Annotated in this window: 15 protein-coding genes; 4 read left to right on the top strand and 11 right to left on the bottom strand. The window is 53.6% G+C overall.

The genetic code is table 11. The features are described 5' to 3' along the window. Window positions 1-61: 61 nt before the first annotated feature. The 6 genes from ihfB to RTU33_RS14700 all read right to left on the bottom strand — a co-directional run bounded on the left by ihfB (window position 62) and on the right by RTU33_RS14700 (window position 6,460). A complete protein-coding gene (gene ihfB, locus RTU33_RS14725) occupies window positions 62-349 on the bottom strand; it encodes an integration host factor subunit beta (protein ID WP_097163563.1) in 288 nt (95 codons plus the stop codon). Between the two features lie 129 nt (window positions 350-478). Next, window positions 479-2,152 (bottom strand): 30S ribosomal protein S1, encoded by a 1,674-nt coding sequence (gene rpsA / locus RTU33_RS14720; protein WP_312628324.1) that lies wholly within the window; start codon window positions 2,150-2,152, stop codon window positions 479-481. A gap of 125 nt (window positions 2,153-2,277) precedes the next feature. After that, on the bottom strand, window positions 2,278-2,961 hold the full coding sequence (gene cmk / locus RTU33_RS14715; protein WP_312628322.1) for a (d)CMP kinase: 684 nt from the start codon (window positions 2,959-2,961) through the stop codon (window positions 2,278-2,280). A gap of 186 nt (window positions 2,962-3,147) precedes the next feature. Beyond that, window positions 3,148-4,431 carry a 3-phosphoshikimate 1-carboxyvinyltransferase gene (gene aroA / locus RTU33_RS14710; protein ID WP_312628320.1) on the bottom strand — a complete coding sequence of 428 codons (1,284 nt, stop codon included), beginning with the start codon at window positions 4,429-4,431 and terminating at the stop codon, window positions 3,148-3,150. Window positions 4,432-4,500: 69 nt separating this feature from the next. Further along, window positions 4,501-5,589, bottom strand: coding sequence for a 3-phosphoserine/phosphohydroxythreonine transaminase (gene serC, locus RTU33_RS14705; RefSeq protein WP_312628319.1), 1,089 nt, complete (start codon window positions 5,587-5,589; stop codon window positions 4,501-4,503). Window positions 5,590-5,767: 178 nt separating this feature from the next. After that, window positions 5,768-6,460 carry a DUF421 domain-containing protein gene (locus RTU33_RS14700; RefSeq protein WP_312628318.1) on the bottom strand — a complete coding sequence of 231 codons (693 nt, stop codon included), beginning with the start codon at window positions 6,458-6,460 and terminating at the stop codon, window positions 5,768-5,770. A gap of 137 nt (window positions 6,461-6,597) precedes the next feature. Between RTU33_RS14700 and ycaO the strand changes: the two genes are divergently transcribed. The 4 genes from ycaO to pflA all read left to right on the top strand — a co-directional run bounded on the left by ycaO (window position 6,598) and on the right by pflA (window position 12,914). Next, complete coding sequence (ycaO, locus tag RTU33_RS14695; RefSeq protein WP_312628316.1) at window positions 6,598-8,364, top strand: 30S ribosomal protein S12 methylthiotransferase accessory factor YcaO; 1,767 nt, start codon at window positions 6,598-6,600, stop codon at window positions 8,362-8,364. A gap of 399 nt (window positions 8,365-8,763) precedes the next feature. Next, on the top strand, window positions 8,764-9,621 hold the full coding sequence (gene focA / locus RTU33_RS14690) for a formate transporter FocA (RefSeq protein WP_312628314.1): 858 nt from the start codon (window positions 8,764-8,766) through the stop codon (window positions 9,619-9,621). Window positions 9,622-9,672: 51 nt separating this feature from the next. Continuing rightward, window positions 9,673-11,955, top strand: a complete 2,283-nt coding sequence (gene pflB, locus RTU33_RS14685; RefSeq protein ID WP_312628313.1) for a formate C-acetyltransferase — start codon at window positions 9,673-9,675, stop codon at window positions 11,953-11,955. A 218-nt stretch (window positions 11,956-12,173) separates the two neighbouring features. After that, a complete protein-coding gene (pflA, locus tag RTU33_RS14680) occupies window positions 12,174-12,914 on the top strand; it encodes a pyruvate formate lyase 1-activating protein (protein ID WP_312628312.1) in 741 nt (246 codons plus the stop codon). Between the two features lie 100 nt (window positions 12,915-13,014). On the opposite strand, the gene RTU33_RS14675 is transcribed toward pflA, so the two are convergent. From RTU33_RS14675 to dmsA, 5 genes are all read right to left on the bottom strand, one after another. Beyond that, window positions 13,015-13,911: a LysR family transcriptional regulator gene (locus RTU33_RS14675; RefSeq protein ID WP_312628311.1), complete on the bottom strand. Its 897-nt coding sequence runs from the start codon at window positions 13,909-13,911 to the stop codon at window positions 13,015-13,017. Between the two features lie 83 nt (window positions 13,912-13,994). Continuing rightward, entirely contained in the window at window positions 13,995-15,143 is a 1,149-nt protein-coding gene (locus RTU33_RS14670) for an MFS transporter (protein WP_312628309.1), read from the bottom strand. 275 nt (window positions 15,144-15,418) lie between these two features. Further along, window positions 15,419-16,282 carry a dimethyl sulfoxide reductase anchor subunit family protein gene (locus RTU33_RS14665; RefSeq protein ID WP_312628307.1) on the bottom strand — a complete coding sequence of 288 codons (864 nt, stop codon included), beginning with the start codon at window positions 16,280-16,282 and terminating at the stop codon, window positions 15,419-15,421. 1 nt (window position 16,283) lies between these two features. Next, the gene (locus RTU33_RS14660; protein ID WP_312628305.1) at window positions 16,284-16,901 is read right to left on the bottom strand and encodes a DMSO/selenate family reductase complex B subunit; all 618 of its coding nucleotides are present in this window, start codon (window positions 16,899-16,901) and stop codon (window positions 16,284-16,286) included. A 10-nt stretch (window positions 16,902-16,911) separates the two neighbouring features. Continuing rightward, window positions 16,912-19,356 carry a dimethylsulfoxide reductase subunit A gene (dmsA, locus tag RTU33_RS14655; RefSeq protein WP_312628303.1) on the bottom strand — a complete coding sequence of 815 codons (2,445 nt, stop codon included), beginning with the start codon at window positions 19,354-19,356 and terminating at the stop codon, window positions 16,912-16,914. Window positions 19,357-19,509 lie beyond the last annotated feature (153 nt).

Raw genomic sequence — 19,509 nt, 5'->3', positions numbered from 1 at the left:
AAACAAAAAAAGCACCCACAGGTGCTTTCTTCACGTTCAAGTTCCGGAGCGTTCCGGGAACTCAATCGCCGTAAATATTGGCGCGATCGCGCAATTCTTTACCTGGCTTAAAGTGAGGAACGTATTTACCTTCCAGCTCGACTTTATCGCCGGTTTTTGGGTTGCGCCCAACGCGTGGGGCACGGTAGTGCAAAGAGAAACTGCCGAAACCGCGGATTTCAATGCGCTCGCCCTGGGCCAGCGTAGAGGCCATATGTTCCAGCATCTCTTTCACAGCATCTTCTACCGCTTTCGCAGGGATGTGAGATTGCTGGCTTGCAAGTCTTTCAATGAGCTCTGACTTGGTCATGATTCCTCCGGTTTCCTTTCAGGAAAGGTTAAGCTGACAGCTTGAACAAGGGCGGCCATAGCCGCCCTTTGTTGTTGATTACAGGACGAATCCTGCAATCTGTCAAGTTACTCGTAAAGAGTGACTTGATTACTCGCCTTTAGCTGCTTTGAATGCTTCAGCCATAGCGTTAGAGAAGTTGCCTTCTTCCTGTTTGTTGTTAACAGAAGCGATTGCATCTTTCTCGTCAGCTTCGTCTTTAGCACGAACAGACAGGCTGATTGCACGGTTCTTACGGTCAACACCGGTGAATTTAGCTTCAACGTCGTCGCCTACGCTCAGAACCAGAGTTGCATCTTCAACGCGGTCACGGGATGCTTCAGAAGCGCGCAGGTAACCTTCAACGCCGTCAGCCAGCTCTACGGTTGCGCCTTTCGCGTCAACTGCAGTCACTTTACCGTTTACGATTGCGCCTTTCTTGTTCAGTGCAACCCAGTTGTTGAACGGATCTTCTGCGAGCTGCTTAACGCCCAGGGAGATACGCTCACGCTCTGCGTCAACCTGCAGAACAACTGCAGCGATTTCGTCGCCTTTTTTGTATTCACGAACTGCTTCTTCGCCTGCAACGTTCCAGGAGATGTCAGACAGGTGAACCAGGCCGTCGATACCGCCGTCCAGGCCGATGAAGATACCGAAGTCAGTGATAGACTTGATTTTACCTTCAACACGGTCACCCTTGTTGTGGGTTTCCGCAAACTGCTGCCATGGGTTGTTTTTGCACTGTTTCAGGCCCAGGGAGATACGACGACGTTCTTCGTCGATATCCAGAACCATCACTTCCACTACGTCACCAACGTTAACAACTTTGGATGGGTGGATGTTTTTGTTGGTCCAGTCCATTTCGGAAACGTGTACCAGGCCTTCAACGCCTTCTTCGATTTCAACGAAGCAGCCGTAGTCAGTCAGGTTAGTCACGCGACCAGTCAGTTTAGTGCCTTCTGGGTAACGCTTAGCGATAGCTACCCATGGATCTTCGCCCAGCTGTTTCAGGCCGAGGGATACACGAGTACGCTCGCGGTCGAACTTCAGCACTTTAACAGTGATTTCGTCGCCCACGTTCACGATTTCGCTTGGGTGCTTAACGCGTTTCCACGCCATGTCGGTGATGTGCAGCAGGCCATCAACGCCGCCCAGGTCAACGAATGCGCCGTAGTCAGTGAGGTTCTTAACGATACCTTTGACTTCCATGCCTTCCTGCAGGTTTTCCAGCAGCTGATCGCGTTCTGCGCTGTTTTCGGATTCGATAACGGCACGACGGGATACAACAACGTTGTTACGCTTCTGGTCCAGCTTGATAACTTTGAACTCAAGCTCTTTGCCTTCCAGGTGCAGCGTATCGCGAACTGGACGTACGTCTACCAGAGAACCTGGCAGGAACGCACGAATACCGTTCAGCTCAACAGTGAAGCCACCTTTAACTTTGCCGTTGATAACACCAACAACAGTTTCAGCGTCTTCGTATGCTTTTTCCAGCGTGATCCAGGCTTCGTGACGCTTAGCTTTCTCACGGGACAGCAGGGTTTCGCCGAAGCCGTCTTCTACTGCGTCCAGCGCAACGTCAACTTCGTCACCAACCTGGATTTCCAGTTCTCCGGCTGCGTTTTTGAACTGCTCTGCAGGGATTGCAGATTCAGATTTCAGGCCCGCATCAACCAGAACGACGTCTTTGTCGATAGAAACAACAACGCCACGAACGATGGAACCCGGACGGGTTTCGATTTCTTTCAGGGATTCTTCAAACAGTTGAGCAAAAGATTCAGTCATGTTTAATCTTCAAAAGTTAGATTAACGTCCATCTGGCCTCATGCCGGATGGGGTTGTTTTACATACCCGCTCACACTCCGTTGCAGCGGGGGTACTACGAATTCGGAGGCTTACCTGCCTTTAAATCAGGCAGCAGCCAGTTTTTGGCGCGCGTATTGTAGCGCTTTTTCAATCACTTGCTCAATGCTTAATCGCGTTGAATCGAGGACTAAAGCATCAGCAGCGGGAACCAGCGGCGCCACCGCACGGTTGCGGTCACGATCGTCGCGTTCCTTGATCTCTGCCAAAAGGCGATCAAAGTTAACACTAAAGCCCTTTTCCTGCAACTGAAGCATACGGCGCTGAGCACGTTCTTCCGGCGAAGCGTCAAGGAAAATTTTAACGGGCGCATCGGTGAAGACCACGGTTCCCATATCCCGTCCATCTGCAATCAAGCCTGGCGCTTCACGAAACGCGCGCTGACGGCGCAGAAGGGCTTCACGTACGCGTGGAAATGCCGCCACCTGGGACGCCGCATTAGCCACTTCCTGAGTACGGATTTCACCGCTGACGTCTTCACCTTCGAGGATCACTTCAAGATTGCCGTCGGTGGAGACAAAGCGCACGTCAAGGTGTGCAGCCAGCGGCACCAGCGCCTCTTCCGAAGTCACGTCAACATGATGATGTAATGCCGCCAGAGCCAGTACGCGGTAGATCGCACCTGAATCCAGCAGATGCCACTGCAACGCTTCCGCCATTGCCTTGCACAAGGTGCCTTTTCCTGCACCGCTTGGCCCATCAATGGTGATTACCGGGGCAATTGCCGTCATCGTTTTCTCCTTCATTCAAGGCGTCAGTTACTTAAACGCCGCGCATTATACGCGCCATTACCCGTAACCGGTAATACTGGTTGCAAATAACAGACAGTTTGAAGGTGAGTGTAGAAGAAATGCGCAGAGGGAATGTCAGGAAACGTCATTCTGCGCTACGCCTGAAGGCGCAGCGCAGGGAGAACATCAGGCCAGCGTGCTGATACGTGCGAGCTGTTCAAAGTAATCCGGGAAGGTTTTTGACGTACATTTCGGATCGAGAATCGTGACCGGCGTGTCCGACAGCGCCACCAGCGAGAAGCACATCGCCATGCGGTGATCGTCATAGGTACCGATTTCTGCAAATGTCAGCTGTGCCGGTGGCGTCACGCGAATGTAGTCTTCGCCCTCTTCCACTTCAGCCCCGACTTTGCGCAGCTCGGTTGCCATCGCAAACAGACGATCCGTTTCTTTCACGCGCCAGTTATAAATGTTGCGAAGCGTAGTCGTGCCTTTCGCGAACAGGGCCGCAGTTGCGATAGTCATCGCAGCATCCGGAATATGGTTCATGTCCATATCGATAGCGTTCAATTCACCGCGCGTACAGGCGATGAAATCGTCACCCCAGGTAACGGTTGCGCCCATTTTTTCCAGAACGTCCGCAAAGCGGATGTCGCCCTGCACGCTATTGCGACCAATGCCGGTCACTTTGACCGTGCCACCTTTGATGGCACCCGCTGCGAGGAAATAGGACGCTGAAGAAGCATCGCCTTCCACCAGGTATGCACCAGGAGAGTGGTAATCCTGCCCGCCTTTTACGACAAAGCGTTGATAGTTCTGATTCTCAACCTGCACGCCGAAAGTGTTCATCATGTGCAGAGTGATATCGATATACGGTTTTGACACCAGTTCACCTTTAATGGTGATGACCGTGTCCTGCGGAGCCAGTGGTGCCGTCATCAGCAGTGCCGTCAGGAACTGGCTGGACACGCTACCGTCTACCGCAACTTCGCCACCTGTAAAACCGCCCTTCAGACGCAGCGGTGGATAGTTTTCCTGCTCCAGATACTCAATCTCTGCGCCGCCCTGACGCAAAGCATCAACCAGATGACCAATCGGGCGCTCTTTCATGCGCGGCTCACCGGTCAGCACGATATCGTTACTGCCAAGGCACAGCGCTGCCGCCAATGGCCGCATCGCCGTCCCTGCGTTACCGAGGAACAGATCAAGCGCTGTTCCCGCCTGAAGCGGGCCGCCGTTGCCGGTCACTTCGCAGCGGGTACGATCGGCAGAGAGCGTGTACTGAACGCCTAACGCAGTCAGCGCATTAAGCATGTGGCGCACGTCGTCGCTGTCCAGCAGGTTGGTCAGCACGGTGGTGCCACGGGCTAATGCCGCCAGCAAAAGAGCGCGGTTAGAGACACTTTTTGAACCGGGTAAATTGATGGTGCCATCTACGCGCGCGATGGGTTGTAACGTCAGGGATTCCATGAAACTTAACTCTCAAAAGCAGAAAATAAAAACCCCGCAGACGGGCTACGGGGATGAAAACAGGGGGCATTAACCGTGGCGACGTTCGAACGCTTTCATAAAGTCGGTTAACGCTTCAACGCCTGCCAGCGGCATTGCGTTATAGATGGAGGCACGCATACCGCCTACCACGCGGTGGCCTTTCAGCGCATGCAGACCGGCAGCAAAGGACTCTTCCAGGAACAGCTTGTCCAGCGCGCTGTCCGCCAGCTGGAATGGCACGTTCATGCGGGAACGGTTAGCCGTAGCTACGTCATTACGGTAGAAATCGCTGTTGTCGATGGTGCTGTAAAGCAGATCCGCTTTCTGCTGGTTAACGCGATCCATCGCCGCCACGCCGCCCTGCTCTTTCAGCCATTTGAAGACCAGGCCTGCCAGATACCAGGCGAAGGTCGGCGGGGTATTGAACATTGAATCATTGTCGTTCAGCACGGTGTAATCAAGAATTGACGGACAAGCGATGTGCGCTTTGCCAAGCAGGTCTTCACGGACGATGACCAGCGTCAAACCAGCCGGGCCGATATTTTTCTGCGCACCGGCATAAATCACGCCATAGCGGCTAACGTCTATCGGGCTGGACAGAATAGTAGAAGAGAAGTCTGCAGCAACGATAACGTCCTTGCCAAAGTTCGGGGCTTCATCAATGGCGATGCCGTCGATGGTTTCATTCGGGCAGTAGTGCAGATAAGCCGCGTTATCGGAAAGCTGCCAGTCACGCATCGGTTTCACGGCGCGCAAACCATCCACGGTGACTTTGGCATCGATCACGTTTGGCGCGCAGTATTTTTTCGCTTCCTTCACTGCGCTTGCTGCCCAGTAGCCTGCGTCGACGTAATCGGCAGTGGTTTTCTCACCCAGCAGATTCAGCGGTACGCCAGCGAACTGACCGCGCCCGCCGCCGTGGCAAAACAGCACTTTATAGTTGGAAGGGATATTGAGCAGGTCACGGAAGTCTTTTTCCGCCTCTTCGGCCACCTGGATGAACTCTTTGCCGCGATGGCTGATTTCCATCACCGAGGTGCCAAGCCCCTGCCAGTTGCACAGCTCCTGTTGCGCCAGTTTAAGAACATCCGCCGGAAGCATTGCCGGACCAGAACTAAAATTGAAGACCTGAGTCATTTCCCCTCACCACGCTATACAAGTTATCTGCCCGCAGGCATAAGTGTTTCCTGTGGCTATCGGTTTTACCATTCAGTGACACAGGCCGCAATGGCAAATCCTCGCACGCCGAAAAATGCGGCGGCGCTCACACAACAGAATCTGCCAGCTTGACGTCACATTACCGACATTCTTGCTGTCAGGTGATCCGTTTGGCCCTGCTGGCCTTCGCCCATTCCGGATTGGCACAGCGGGCGCATAATTGCCGATCTCCGGCATGGAGATGAAAAATCGCGCTGCATCTGGTACAGGCATAGTCGTTCTCTTCCGGCAATACAGTGAAGCGTTCAACACACTTTCCGGGCAAAATCGGCAAACCGGGTTTCACGTCCTCATCGCTGAAGTAATAGACGCTGATCTGGCCGTTGGTTTCCATAATCGCCCGCTTTACCTGCCCGAGATGTTCGATACCGTTCAGGCGTAGCTCCATGAAAAACTCAAACTCCGTCAGGTTTTCCGCGCGCAGTTTTTCCCAGGCCAGTTCGCCATCAGAAACAACGATCACCGGTTTTCCCTCCAGCAGATCTTCCAGCTTTTCACTGTGTGACATCAGCCACATCACCAGCCGGTACAGTATCCCCAGCGTAACGAATACGATCAGCACGGGTAACATAGGAACGTCATCGTAAAACGCAACATCGCCCGCCGCCGAGCCCAGCGTCAGGATAATCAGTACTTCAAACAATGACATTTGTCGGACGCCGCGCCGACCGGTTATTTTTAGAAACAGAAACACCAGCACGAAGGTATAGAGACTGCGCAGCGCCACTTCCGCAAGAAAATCCACGGGTACCTTGTCAAAAGCCATACGGTGAAGATCGAACGCTTGCATTTTTTCTGCCTGAACAGGAGGTTACTGCCTTTAAGCGTAGCTGACTCTTTTATTTTCGCCGACGACGCCGGGACGATAGCGCCTGACACGCAAAACCCGTATCATTGCGCGCTTTCCGTACGACAAAAGTGACTGCCATGACCCAAACCTTTATTCCCGGCAAAGACGCCGCACTGGAAGACTCCATCGCCCGCTTCCAGCAAAAACTGACGGACCTCGGTTTCAATATTGAAGAAGCCTCCTGGCTGAACCCGGTGCCGAACGTGTGGTCCGTGCATATTCGTGATAAAGAGTGCGCGCTGTGCTTTACCAACGGCAAAGGTGCAACAAAAAAAGCAGCCCTGGCCTCTGCGCTCGGTGAATACTTCGAGCGTCTGTCCACCAACTATTTCTTCGCAGATTTCTGGCTGGGCGAAACCCTTGCCAATGCCCCATTCGTTCACTATCCGAATGAGAAATGGTTCCCGCTGCCCGAGGATGATGACGTACCAGAAGGCCTGCTCGATGCACGCCTGCGCGCGTTTTACGATCCGGACGATCAGCTCACCGCCAGCGGTCTGGTCGATCTGCAATCGGGGAATGACGATCGTGGCGTATGTGGATTGCCATTCACCCGTCAGTCAGACGGAGAGACGGTCTACATTCCGATGAACATCGTTGGCAACCTGTATGTCTCCAACGGCATGTCGGCTGGCAACACGGCTAACGAAGCACGCGTTCAGGGCCTGTCTGAAGTGTTCGAGCGCCACATCAAAAACCGCATCATCGCCGAAAGCATCAGCCTGCCGGAAATTCCTGCGGACGTGCTGGCGCGCTACCCGGGCGTGGTGGAATCCATCGCCAAACTCGAAGCTGAAGGCTTCCCAATCTTCGCCTACGACGGCTCCCTGGGCGGTAAATACCCGGTAATTTGCGTCGTGCTGTTTAACCCGGCCAACGGCACCTGCTTCGCCTCCTTCGGCGCACACCCTGATTTTGGCGTGGCGCTGGAGCGTACTGTGACCGAGCTGCTGCAGGGTCGTGGTCTTAAAGATCTCGACGTGTTTACACCACCGACCTTCGATGATGAAGAAGTGGCTGAGCACGCAAATCTTGAGACGCACTTCATTGACTCCAGTGGTCTGATCTCCTGGGATATGTTTAAGCAGGATGCGGACTATCCGTTTGTGGACTGGAATTTCTCCGGCACCACCGAAGAAGAGTTCGCTACGCTGATGGCGATTTTCCAGGCGGAAGATAAAGAAGTGTATATCGCTGACTATGAACACCTGAGCGTATACGCCTGCCGTATTATCGTGCCGGGCATGTCTGATATTTATCCGGCAGAAGATCTGTGGCTGGCAAATAACAATATGGGCAGCCACCTGCGCGAGACTATCCTGTCGCTGCCGAACAGCGAATGGGATAAAGAAGATTATCTGGCGCTGATCGAGCAGATGGACGACGAGGGTCTTGATGACTTTACCCGTGTTCGTGAACTGCTGGGTATGGCAACCGGAAAAGACAACGGCTGGTACACTCTGCGCATCGGCGAGCTAAAAGCTATGCTGGCGCTGGCGGGCGGCGATCTGGAACAGGCGCTGATCTGGACTGAGTGGACCATGGAATTCAACGCCTCTATTTTCAGCGCTGAACGCGCCAATTATTACCGCTGCCTGCAAACGCTGCTTCTGCTCTCCCAGGAAGAAGAACGCCAGCCGCTGCAGTATCTGAATGCCTTCGTGCGGATGTACGGCGCAGATGCAGTTGAAGCGGCAAGCGCAGCCCTGAGCGGCGAAGCGGCCTTCTACGGTCTGCAGCCGGTCGACAGCGATCTGGCCGCCTTCCCGGCGCATCAGTCACTGTTAAAAGCCTATGAAAAACTGCAGCGCGCAAAAGCCAGCTTCTGGGCAGACCAGCAGTAAAACCACAAATAATGTATGGCGAAATTATTCGCCTGCGCTATATTACGGGGCCACAAAGCGTGGCCCTTTTTTATTTTCTACGGCCCATTATTTAATTTGTAATAATTAAGTTAATTATGCGTAAACACTATTATTAGTAGCTTACGAGGGATGTTAATTTTAATGCATATTACTCCATTTTAATTAACTGAATTAAAGGAGGTTAAGCAAGAAAATTCAACTCATTTTGCAAACTTTAAAATTTATTTTTATTTTGATAATCAAAAAGTTACTCCGCATTCGTTGAAAAACCACGCGTTCTGCGGGCCTATAAGCCAGGCGAGATATGATCTACATCAATTTCTCTTCTATAATGCTTTGTTAGTATCTCGTCGCCGACTTAATAAAGAGAGAGTTAGTGTGAAAGCTGACAACCCTTTTGATCTTTTACTCCCAGCTGAGATGGCCAAAGTGGCCGAGGAAGCGGGTGTCTATAAAGCAACGAAGCAACCGCTTAAAACCTTTTTCCTGGCGATTACTGCGGGTGTCTTCATCTCCATTGCCTTCGTTTTCTACATTACGTCCACGACTGGCACGGCAGGAATGCCGTTTGGTATTGCCAAGCTGATTGGCGGCATCTGCTTCTCACTTGGACTTATCCTTTGTGTTATCTGCGGGGCCGATCTCTTCACTTCCACGGTGCTGATTGTCGTCGCGAAGGCCAGCGGAAAAATTACCTGGGGTCAACTGGCTAAGAACTGGTTCAACGTCTATGTTGGTAACCTGATTGGCTGCCTGCTGTTTGTTCTGCTAATGTGGCTTTCTGGCGAATATATGACCGCCAACGGCGGATGGGGCCTGAACGTCCTGCAAACCGCTGACCACAAAATGCATCATACTTTTATTGAGGCTGTCTGCCTCGGTATTCTGGCAAACCTGATGGTGTGTCTGGCCGTATGGATGAGCTACTCCGGCCGCAGCCTGATGGACAAAGCGATGATTATGGTGCTGCCAGTTGCGATGTTTGTCGCCAGCGGCTTTGAGCACAGCATCGCAAACATGTTTATGATCCCTATGGGTATCGTCGTTAAGAACTTCGCCAGCCCGGAATTCTGGACCGCCATCGGTTCGACTCCGGACAATTTCTCACACTTGACTGTCATGAACTTCATCACTGATAACCTGATTCCGGTGACAATCGGTAACATTATCGGCGGTGGTTTGTTAGTCGGGTTGACGTACTGGGTCATTTACCTGCGTGGCAACGACCAGCACTAACGGTTGTTTCAGGCAGTAAATAAAAAATCCACATAAGAAGGTAGGTGTTACATGTCCGAACTTAATGAAAAGTTAGCCACAGCCTGGGAAGGTTTTGCCAAAGGTGACTGGCAGAAAGAAGTCAACGTACGTGACTTCATCCAGAAAAACTACACCCCATATGAAGGTGACGAATCCTTCCTGGCTGGCGCTACCGAAGCGACCACCGCCCTGTGGGATAGCGTAATGGAAGGCATCAAACTGGAAAACAGCACCCATGCTCCAGTTGATTTCGACACCTCCGTAGCGTCCACCATCACTTCTCACGACGCGGGCTACATTAACAAAGCCCTTGAGAAGATCGTTGGCCTGCAAACTGAAGCACCACTGAAACGTGCGATTATCCCGTTCGGTGGTATCAAAATGGTTGAAGGTTCCTGCAAAGCGTACGATCGCGAACTGGACCCGATGCTGAAAAAAATCTTCACTGACTATCGTAAAACCCACAACCAGGGCGTTTTCGATGTCTACACCAAAGACATTCTGAACTGCCGTAAATCCGGCGTTCTGACCGGTCTGCCAGATGCCTACGGCCGTGGCCGTATCATCGGTGACTACCGTCGCGTTGCGCTGTACGGTATCGACTTCCTGCTGAAAGACAAATACGCACAGTTCCTGTCCCTGCAGTCTGACATGGAAAACGGCGTAAACCTGGAAGCCACTATCCGTCTGCGTGAAGAAATCTCTGAGCAGCACCGTGCGCTGGGTCAGATCAAAGAAATGGCAGCAAAATACGGCTGCGATATCTCTGGTCCTGCAACCAACGCTCAGGAAGCCATTCAGTGGACCTACTTCGGCTACCTGGCCGCAGTTAAATCTCAGAACGGCGCTGCAATGTCCTTCGGTCGCGTATCCACCTTCCTGGATGCTTACATCGAACGTGACCTGAAAGCAGGCAAAATCACCGAGCAAGACGCTCAGGAAATGATTGACCACCTGGTCATGAAGCTGCGTATGGTTCGCTTCCTGCGTACCCCAGAATACGATGAGCTGTTCTCCGGTGACCCAATCTGGGCAACTGAATCTATCGGTGGTATGGGCGTTGATGGCCGTACTCTGGTCTCCAAAAACAGCTTCCGCTTCCTGAATACCCTGTACACCATGGGTCCTTCTCCGGAGCCAAACATCACCGTTCTGTGGTCTGAAAAACTGCCTCTGAACTTCAAGAAATTCGCCGCGAAAGTGTCCATCGATACCTCTTCTCTGCAGTATGAGAACGATGACCTGATGCGTCCGGACTTCAACAACGACGATTACGCTATCGCATGCTGCGTAAGCCCAATGGTTGTTGGTAAGCAAATGCAGTTCTTCGGTGCTCGCGCTAACCTCGCGAAAACCATGCTGTACGCAATCAACGGCGGCGTTGATGAAAAACTAAAAATGCAGGTTGGTCCTAAATCTGAACCAATCAAAGGCGACGTTCTGAACTTCGACGAAGTCATGGACCGTATGGATCACTTCATGGACTGGCTGGCTAAACAGTACGTCACTGCGCTGAACGTGATTCACTACATGCACGACAAGTACAGCTATGAAGCCTCTCTGATGGCGCTGCACGACCGTGACGTGGTTCGCACCATGGCATGTGGTATCGCAGGTCTGTCCGTTGCGGCTGACTCCCTGTCTGCTATCAAATACGCAAAAGTTAAACCAATTCGTGACGAAGACGGTCTGGCTATCGACTTCGAAATCGAAGGCGAATACCCGCAGTTTGGTAACAACGACTCCCGCGTTGATGACATGGCGGTTGACCTGGTAGAACGTTTCATGAAGAAAATTCAGAAACTCACTACCTACCGTAACGCTATTCCGACTCAGTCTGTTCTGACCATCACCTCTAACGTGGTTTATGGTAAGAAAACCGGTAACACCCCAGACGGTCGTCGTGCTGGCGCGCCATTCGGCCCAGGTGCTAACCCAATGCACGGTCGTGACCAGAAAGGTGCTGTCGCCTCTCTGACTTCCGTTGCTAAACTGCCGTTTGCTTACGCGAAAGATGGTATCTCTTACACCTTCTCTATCGTGCCAAACGCACTGGGTAAAGACGACGAAGTACGTAAGACTAACCTGGCAGGCCTGATGGACGGTTACTTCCATCACGAAGCGTCCATCGAAGGTGGTCAGCACCTGAACGTGAACGTCATGAACCGTGAAATGCTGCTCGATGCGATGGAACATCCTGAGAAATATCCTCAGCTGACCATCCGTGTTTCTGGTTATGCGGTACGCTTCAACTCCCTGACCAAAGAACAGCAGCAGGACGTTATTACCCGTACCTTCACTCAGACCATGTAATTGGATTTTGACTGAAATTACGCAGTAATCGGCGTACAATAAAGGCTCCACACCCGTGGGGCCTTTTTAACAACTCCTCTCCTGCCCCAGCCTGCTTTGCCAGCCATCTATACTTTCACTATCGGGTATGGATCTCTGCCAAAACAGACTTAACACAGCCGGTTTTGAGCTGTGCATACACTGGCCCCGGATGGGCCGTATCTGGAGAAAACACCGCAATGTCAGTAATTGGTCGCATTCACTCCTTTGAATCCTGTGGCACCGTCGATGGCCCGGGGATCCGCTTTATCACCTTCTTCCAGGGCTGCCTGATGCGCTGCCTGTACTGCCACAACCGCGATACCTGGGATACCCACGGCGGCAAAGAAATCACGGTCGAAGAGCTTATGAAAGAAGTGGTGACCTATCGCCACTTTATGAATGCGTCCGGCGGCGGCGTTACGGCCTCCGGCGGCGAAGCCATTTTGCAGGCTGAGTTTGTGCGTGACTGGTTCCGCGCCTGCCGCAAAGAAGGCATTCATACCTGTCTCGACACCAACGGCTTTGTCCGTCGCTACGATCCGGTGATCGACGAACTGCTGGAGGTCACCGACCTGGTGATGCTCGACCTCAAGCAGATGAACGACGAGATCCACCAGAACCTGGTTGGCGTCTCAAACCACCGCACGCTGGAATTTTGCCGCTATCTGGCGAACAAGAATATCAACGTCTGGATCCGCTACGTCGTGGTTCCCGGCTGGTCCGACGATGACGACTCCGCCCATCGTCTCGGTGAATTCACCCGTGATATGGGCAACGTCGAAAAAATCGAGCTGCTGCCCTACCACGAGCTGGGGAAACATAAGTGGGTGGCAATGGGCGAAGAGTACAAGCTTGATGGCGTTCACCCGCCGAAGAAAGAGACCATGGAACGCGTCAAGGGGATCCTCGAGCAGTATGGTCACAAGGTCATGTACTGAATCTTTTTGCCCGGCGACTCTCTGTTTGCCGGGCATCGCCGGGTGGCGCTAACGCTTACCCGGCCTGCATCCGCCTTCCCAATTGCATACATTCCGTAAATCAGGTAAGCGAAGCGCCGCCTGACAACAGCCCTTTCTCCATGATGCCCAGGACCTGGCTCAGCACTGACGCGTTAATCACCCCAGGTTTCCACAGCGCCACTAAGGGATGTGTCAACCCGTTATTACCCATTGCCGTTTCCACCCGCATCACACCTTTAAGCCGCTCAGCTGAGAAATGATCCGGCAGAAATGCCCAACCTGTACCGGCTTGCAACAGGCCTTCCAGCAGCGAGATCTCATTAACGTGAATTAAATTGTCGGCAATTTGCAACCGTCCGGCCAGCGAAGGCGGGAGATCGCGAAATGGCATCAGTTGAGGCCTGGAGGCCAGATGCAGGAGCGAGACGGGCTGCTTAGAGAAGTAGCCTTCACGGGCGTAAACGGCGAGTGAAACGCTGCCAACCGCCCGCCAGTGCAGATGGTCGTTGACGGAACGGTTCATCGCCTGAAACAGCGCCAGGTCAACGCTCCCCTCGTCCAGCCACTGTTCAGCCTGCACGCGCTCGCAGGCAATCATGTCCAGCTGGATATGCCGGGCACGTAGCTGCTCTGCAAGCTGAAGCAACAGCGCACGAGGAGTAAACAGGTCATAGCACAGCGTAAGATGCGTCTCGATGCTGTCGGGAATCTGTCTGGCAATGCGGGAGAACGCTTCAGCCTCATGCAAAAACAGCCGGGCCTGGCGGTAAAGAAGCTGCCCCTGTGGCGTCAGGGTTAACGGACGTGTCGAGCGATCGAACAGCGTGTACCCAAGATCAACTTCCAGGTAATCCAGTAACTCGCTCACCGTCGTCCGGTCTTTTTTCAGCTTCCTTGCGGCCTGGGTGAGCGTTCCGCTCTCACACACGCAGGCGAAGGCTTCAATCTGAGCAAGCGTAAAGCGTAGCAGTTCCATCAGGCGTCCTTTTTTGCGGGGAATCGACACCTTACCGAAGAGCGGGCAAAGAAAAAAGCCTGTCATTCGACAGGCTTTTTTCTTCAGGCGTGCGCCACTGGCGTCGGGTGATGCCCGGCTTTACGCAGCAGCATCAGCAGGTAAATAAACGAAACGCAGGCAATCATCACGAACAACAGGTTATCCGAGTAGTTCTGCATCAGCATAGAGGTGAACGTCGGGCCAAGCAGGCTACCGATGGTGTAACTCAGCAGCAGCGCCTGATTCATGGCGACCAGCTGATGATGTTGCACTTTCTCACATGCCCACGCCATCGCGACAGGGTAAAGCGTGAAGCCTGCCGCCCCAAGAATAAACAGCGTTGGCGCCATCGCTGCACCGCTGAGCATTGCCAGACAGCCGAGAATAACCACAAAAACCTGAACGCGCAGGACCAGTAAGCGGCCATAGCGGTCAGCAAGGCGCCCAATTGGCCACTGGCCGATAATACCCGCGCTGACCATCACCGCCATCCAGAAGCCGATACCGGCATCGCTAACGCCCTGGTGGTTCAGAAACAGCGGCATCAGGCCATACAGTGAACCCAGCACAATACCCGAAATAATGCAGCCATTCACGCCCAGACGCGCCTGACGGAGCTTCAGCATAGGCCAGACCTGCGTCGGCGCATGCTCTTCCTGGGAGTGATTAACGATACGGGCAAACAGCAACGGCAGTATGGCCGCGAGCACCATGCCGGTCACCCATGGCAGGACGCTCATCAGGTCTGTCGGCAGCTTGCTGACCATCAGTTGGCCAAGGACAGTGCCCACGTAATACACCATCATATAGGCGGCCAGCAGGCGACCGCGGTTACGCGAGGTGCCGCTGCACATCAGTGCGCTTTCCACGACGACCCAAATCATCGCGCAGCCAACGCCCGCAAGGAATCGCCAGCTCAGCCAGCTCCAGAAGCCCACATTCAGCCCTAAGCCTACACAGCTCACGGCAAAAATCAGCGACGCAAGATAGTAGCTGCGGTTGAAGCCAAAGTACTTAATCAGCCGCCCGCAGAGCAGCGTGCCCACCAGATTGCCGGTGAAATAAGATGAGCCCACCATCCCCACCTGCCAGGTTGGCAAATGCTCATGAGCGAGCCAAAGCGGGACGAGCGTGTTCAGCACTGCGATCGCCAGCGTCAACAAAAGTAGGCCGCAGAGCAGAAACAGCACCGGGCGGGAATACGTGGACATGGATTAAAAAAACCGTGAGGAAGTTCAAAATTCGTGCGCATCATGACACCGCCACGCGCAATGTCAATTCCCCTCAGGCCAGCGCTGACGCGGTTTTCAGAGGAACAATAGAATTTTTTAATCCAACGGAACGGTAACGGAATTTATTAATAAATTATTCCATTGTTTTAATTAATGAATTAGAAAAACAGCGGCTTATTTTCAGAAGAAAAATTTCATGGAAGACAGGCATTTTTTGCAGCGCCAGGCCATGAAGGCCCGGCGCAAATAGCAACTTAGCTGGCGATCGCCATGCCGACGGTCATATGCAGACCGTAGAAAACGCCGCGACCGATCAGTTCGCCAACAACGACAAGTACAAAAGCCACGCTCAGCAGCGGCACCGCTGGCTGACGTCCTTTCAGCTGTGGTGCAATCCAGCACATCAGCGCTAACGCCAGCGCAACCAGGCGCCAGGCCATCAGCTCGCCATAAGCCGGAACCAGCGCAGATGCCTGCTGGATAGAGCTGTGGATTGTTGCAAGCTCACTGCCCTGCATCATGACGACGATAGCGCTGACCACCAGTGCCGGCAGCGATACCGCAGGCAAAAGGCGCATTGCCCAGCCGTCCACACCCGCCGCACGCAGCAGAAGGTAACCGAGCAGTGGCCCGCCGATAAACATCGTCAGGAAGAAGCTCATCGGCGTCCAGACGCTGTACCAGGTTGGTACGGTATCAATGGTGTTATAGACGCGCACCATCATCCAGACAAACACTACGCCCAGCACCATCGTCAGAATTAACCACAGGCTACGCAGCGCCTGAGGCAGTTTGTTCAGCACAGCTAACAGCCAGCCAATGCCACCCACCGCAAAGAACACGGAGCCGCTGGCAATTTCGTTACTCAGCGAGGATCCACCAATGCGGTTCAGCGAGTTAAATGCACGCAGTGGCGAGCCCAGATGCAGAACAGAAGCGATGAAGCCAATGCCCATCAGCACCCACAGGACAAACATGCTCAGCACCACCAGGCGCTGCTGTTCACGGGAAAGTTCGCCTTTCATCAGCGCCAGCGCCAGAACGATAAAACCGCCCGCCACGCACTGCCCGAGCACCGTGAAGATCATCAGCGGCCATTCATGCCATCCACTTCCCATCTTAAACCTCCTTCGGGTTTGCCAGATAGCCGGTGGTGTCACCCGTCGGACGGCTGTTGGCGTTAGGTTTGATAACAATGCTCGGCTTTGTGAAGTGCGCAGACGGCAACGGTGCAACCGCAGCCAGCTGACCGTGTTTCTTACGCAGCTCTTCAATCGGCCCAAAGTCCAGCGCGCGCAGCGGGCAGGATTCAACACAGATCGGTTTTTTGCCGTCCGCAACGCGGGAATGGCAGCCGTCGCACTTGGTCATATGGCCTTTGGCTTCGTTGTACTGCGGCGCGCCATACGGGCATGCCATGTGGCAGTATTTACAGCCGATGCAGACATCTTCATTGACCACCACAAAACCATCTTCACGCTTGTGCATCGCCCCGCTCGGACAGACCTTGGTACAGGCCGGGTCTTCGCAGTGGTTACAGGCAATCGACAGGTAATAGGCAAAAACGTTCTGATGCCAGGTGCCGTTGTCTTCCTGCCAGTCGCCGCCCGCGTATTCATAAATACGGCGGAAGCTGACGTCCGGAGTAAGATCTTTGTAGTCTTTACAAGCCAGTTCGCAGGTTTTGCAACCGGTGCAGCGACTGGAATCAATAAAAAATCCATACTGAGTGGTCATCGGTTACTCCTTACGCTTTTTCGACCTGAACGAGGTTAGTGTGCGACGGGTTACCCTTCGCCAGCGGCGATGGACGCTGGGTGGTCAGCACGTTAATGCAGCCCGCCTGGTCCACCCCTTTCGCATCCGGGGCGTACCATGCACCCTCACCTAACGCCACCACACCCGGCATCATGCGCGGAGTGACCTTCGCCTCAATGTGTACTTCACCGCGGCCGTTGAAAATCTTCACCCGATCGCCATTGCTGATGCCGCGCTTCTGCGCATCCATGGGGTTAATCCACATTTCCTGACGGCAGGCGGCTTTCAGCACTTCAACGTTGCCGTAGGTGGAGTGTGCTCGCGCTTTATAGTGGAAACCGGTCAGCTGGAGCGGATACTGTTTGCTCAGTGGGTCGTTGTAGTTCTCAAAGCCCGGATCGTAAATTGGCAGCGGGTCGATAACGTCGCCCGGTGTCAGCTCCCACGTTGCGGCGATTTTTGCCAGCTCCGCAGAGTAGATTTCAATTTTGCCCGATGGCGTCGTCAAAGGATTGGCAACCGGATCTTCACGGAACGCTTTGTATGCCACGTGATGCCCTTCCGGGTCGCGCTGTTTGAACATGCCCTGTTTGCGGAATTCATCGAAGGAAGGCAGCTCAGGGATCGCCTGACGAGATTGCTCATACAGATGACGCAACCACTCTTCCTGGGAGCGACCTTCGGTGAACTTCTGCTCAACGCCCATGCGTTTCGCCAGCTGCGTGGTCATCTCATAGATGGTTTTGCACTCAAAACGCGGCTTGATCGCCTGGTCAGCAAAAATCACGTAGGACATGTTGCCGCAGGAAGCATCCAGCGCGAAGTCCATCTGTTCTGATGCGGTGCAGTCCGGCAGCAGAATATCTGCGTATTTCGCCGAAGAAGTCATGTGGCAATCCACCACCACAATCAGCTCACATTTCTTGTCATCCTGCAGGATGTCATGCGTGCGGTTGATGTCTGAGTGCTGGTTAATGATGCAGTTGCCGGCATAGTTCCAGACCATTTTAACAGGCACGTCGAGCTTATCTTTCCCCTGCACACCGTCGCGAAGGGCGGTCATTTCCGCTCCACGCTCAATGGCATCGGTCCACATAAACATCGAAATGCTGGTCTGTATCGGGTTATCCAGCGTCGGCATGCGGACAAACGGCAGATCGTAAGAACCTTCACGCGCCCCTGTATTGCCACCATTAATGCCGACGTTACCGGTGAGGATCGCCAGCATCGCAATTGCGCGGGAAACCAGTTCGCCGTTAGCATGACGCTGCGGGCCCCAGCCCTGGCTGATAAAGGCGCGTTTTGCGTTGCCGATTTCACGGGCGAGCTTGACGATGCGTTCGGCCGGAATACCGGTGATCGCTGAAGCCCATTCCGGCGTTTTCGCCGTAGCGTCATTACCCTGACCGAGAATATAGGCCTTGTAGTGACCATTCGCTGGCGCACCCGCGGGCATGGTTTTCTCGTCATAACCCACGCAATACTTATCCAGGAATGGCTGATCGACCAGGTTCTCTTTGATCATCACCCACGCCAGCGCAGAGATCAGCGCCGCATCGGTTCCCGGACGAATGGGGATCCATTCATCTTCACGTCCGGCACCGGTATCGGTGTAGCGTGGATCGACGATGATCATGCGGGCATTGGACTTTTGACGAGCCTGCTCGAGGTAGTACGTCACGCCGCCGCCGCTCATGCGTGTTTCGCCCGGGTTGTTACCAAACAACACAACCAGCTCGCTGTTTTCGATATCTGAGGGGCTGTTGCCGTCGGCCCAGCCGCCGTATGTGTAGTTCAGGCCCATCGCAATCTGCGCGGTTGAATAGTCACCATAGTGGTTCAGATAACCGCCGCAGCAGTTCATCAGGCGGGCAATCAGCGTATTCCCCGGCGGCCAGGAACGGGTCATGGTGCCCCCCAGCGTACCGGTGCCGTAGTTCAGGTAGATGGATTCGTTGCCGTAGTCTTTGATCAGGCGCTGCATGTTGCTGGCGATGGTGTCATACGCCTCTTCCCAGCTGATGCGCTCAAATTTTCCTTCACCGCGCTTGCCAACGCGTTTCATCGGGTATTTCAGACGATCCGGGTTATAGACGCGACGACGCATGGAGCGGCCACGCAGGCAGGCGCGCACCTGGTGAAGGCCATCATAGTTGTCATCACCGGTATTATCCGTTTCGACATATTTGATTTCACCGTCCACCACATGCATACGCAATGGGCAGCGACTGCCGCAGTTGACCGTACAGGCGCTCCAGACAACTTTGCCGTCAGCGCTGCCAGGCGCGATGGCTTCCGCTGCATTAGCGATACGGGTGAACGGTAAGGTGAACGCGCTACTGGCGATCGCCAGCCCGCCAATCGCCGAGGTTTTCATCAAACCTCGGCGACTGACTTCTGCGCTCAGCAAAGCATCGGGGGCTTTAATTTTCATGGATACTCACTTCATTGCTCATTGAAATGATCTATTCGCTATATAGTTATGTATATAGCGAAATCAGTCTTTTTTAGAGTTTTATGCTGCTTATAATTCGAAGGGAGTATCTACGCTTTCATCCGAAGGGTTATTGCTCAGCATCAAGACAGG

It is taken from the genome of Scandinavium sp., assembly GCF_032012665.1.
GTDB lineage: Bacteria > Pseudomonadota > Gammaproteobacteria > Enterobacterales > Enterobacteriaceae > Scandinavium.
The sequence above is the reverse complement of the archived record's forward strand: the minus strand, read 5'-3'. Positions and strand labels throughout refer to the sequence as shown.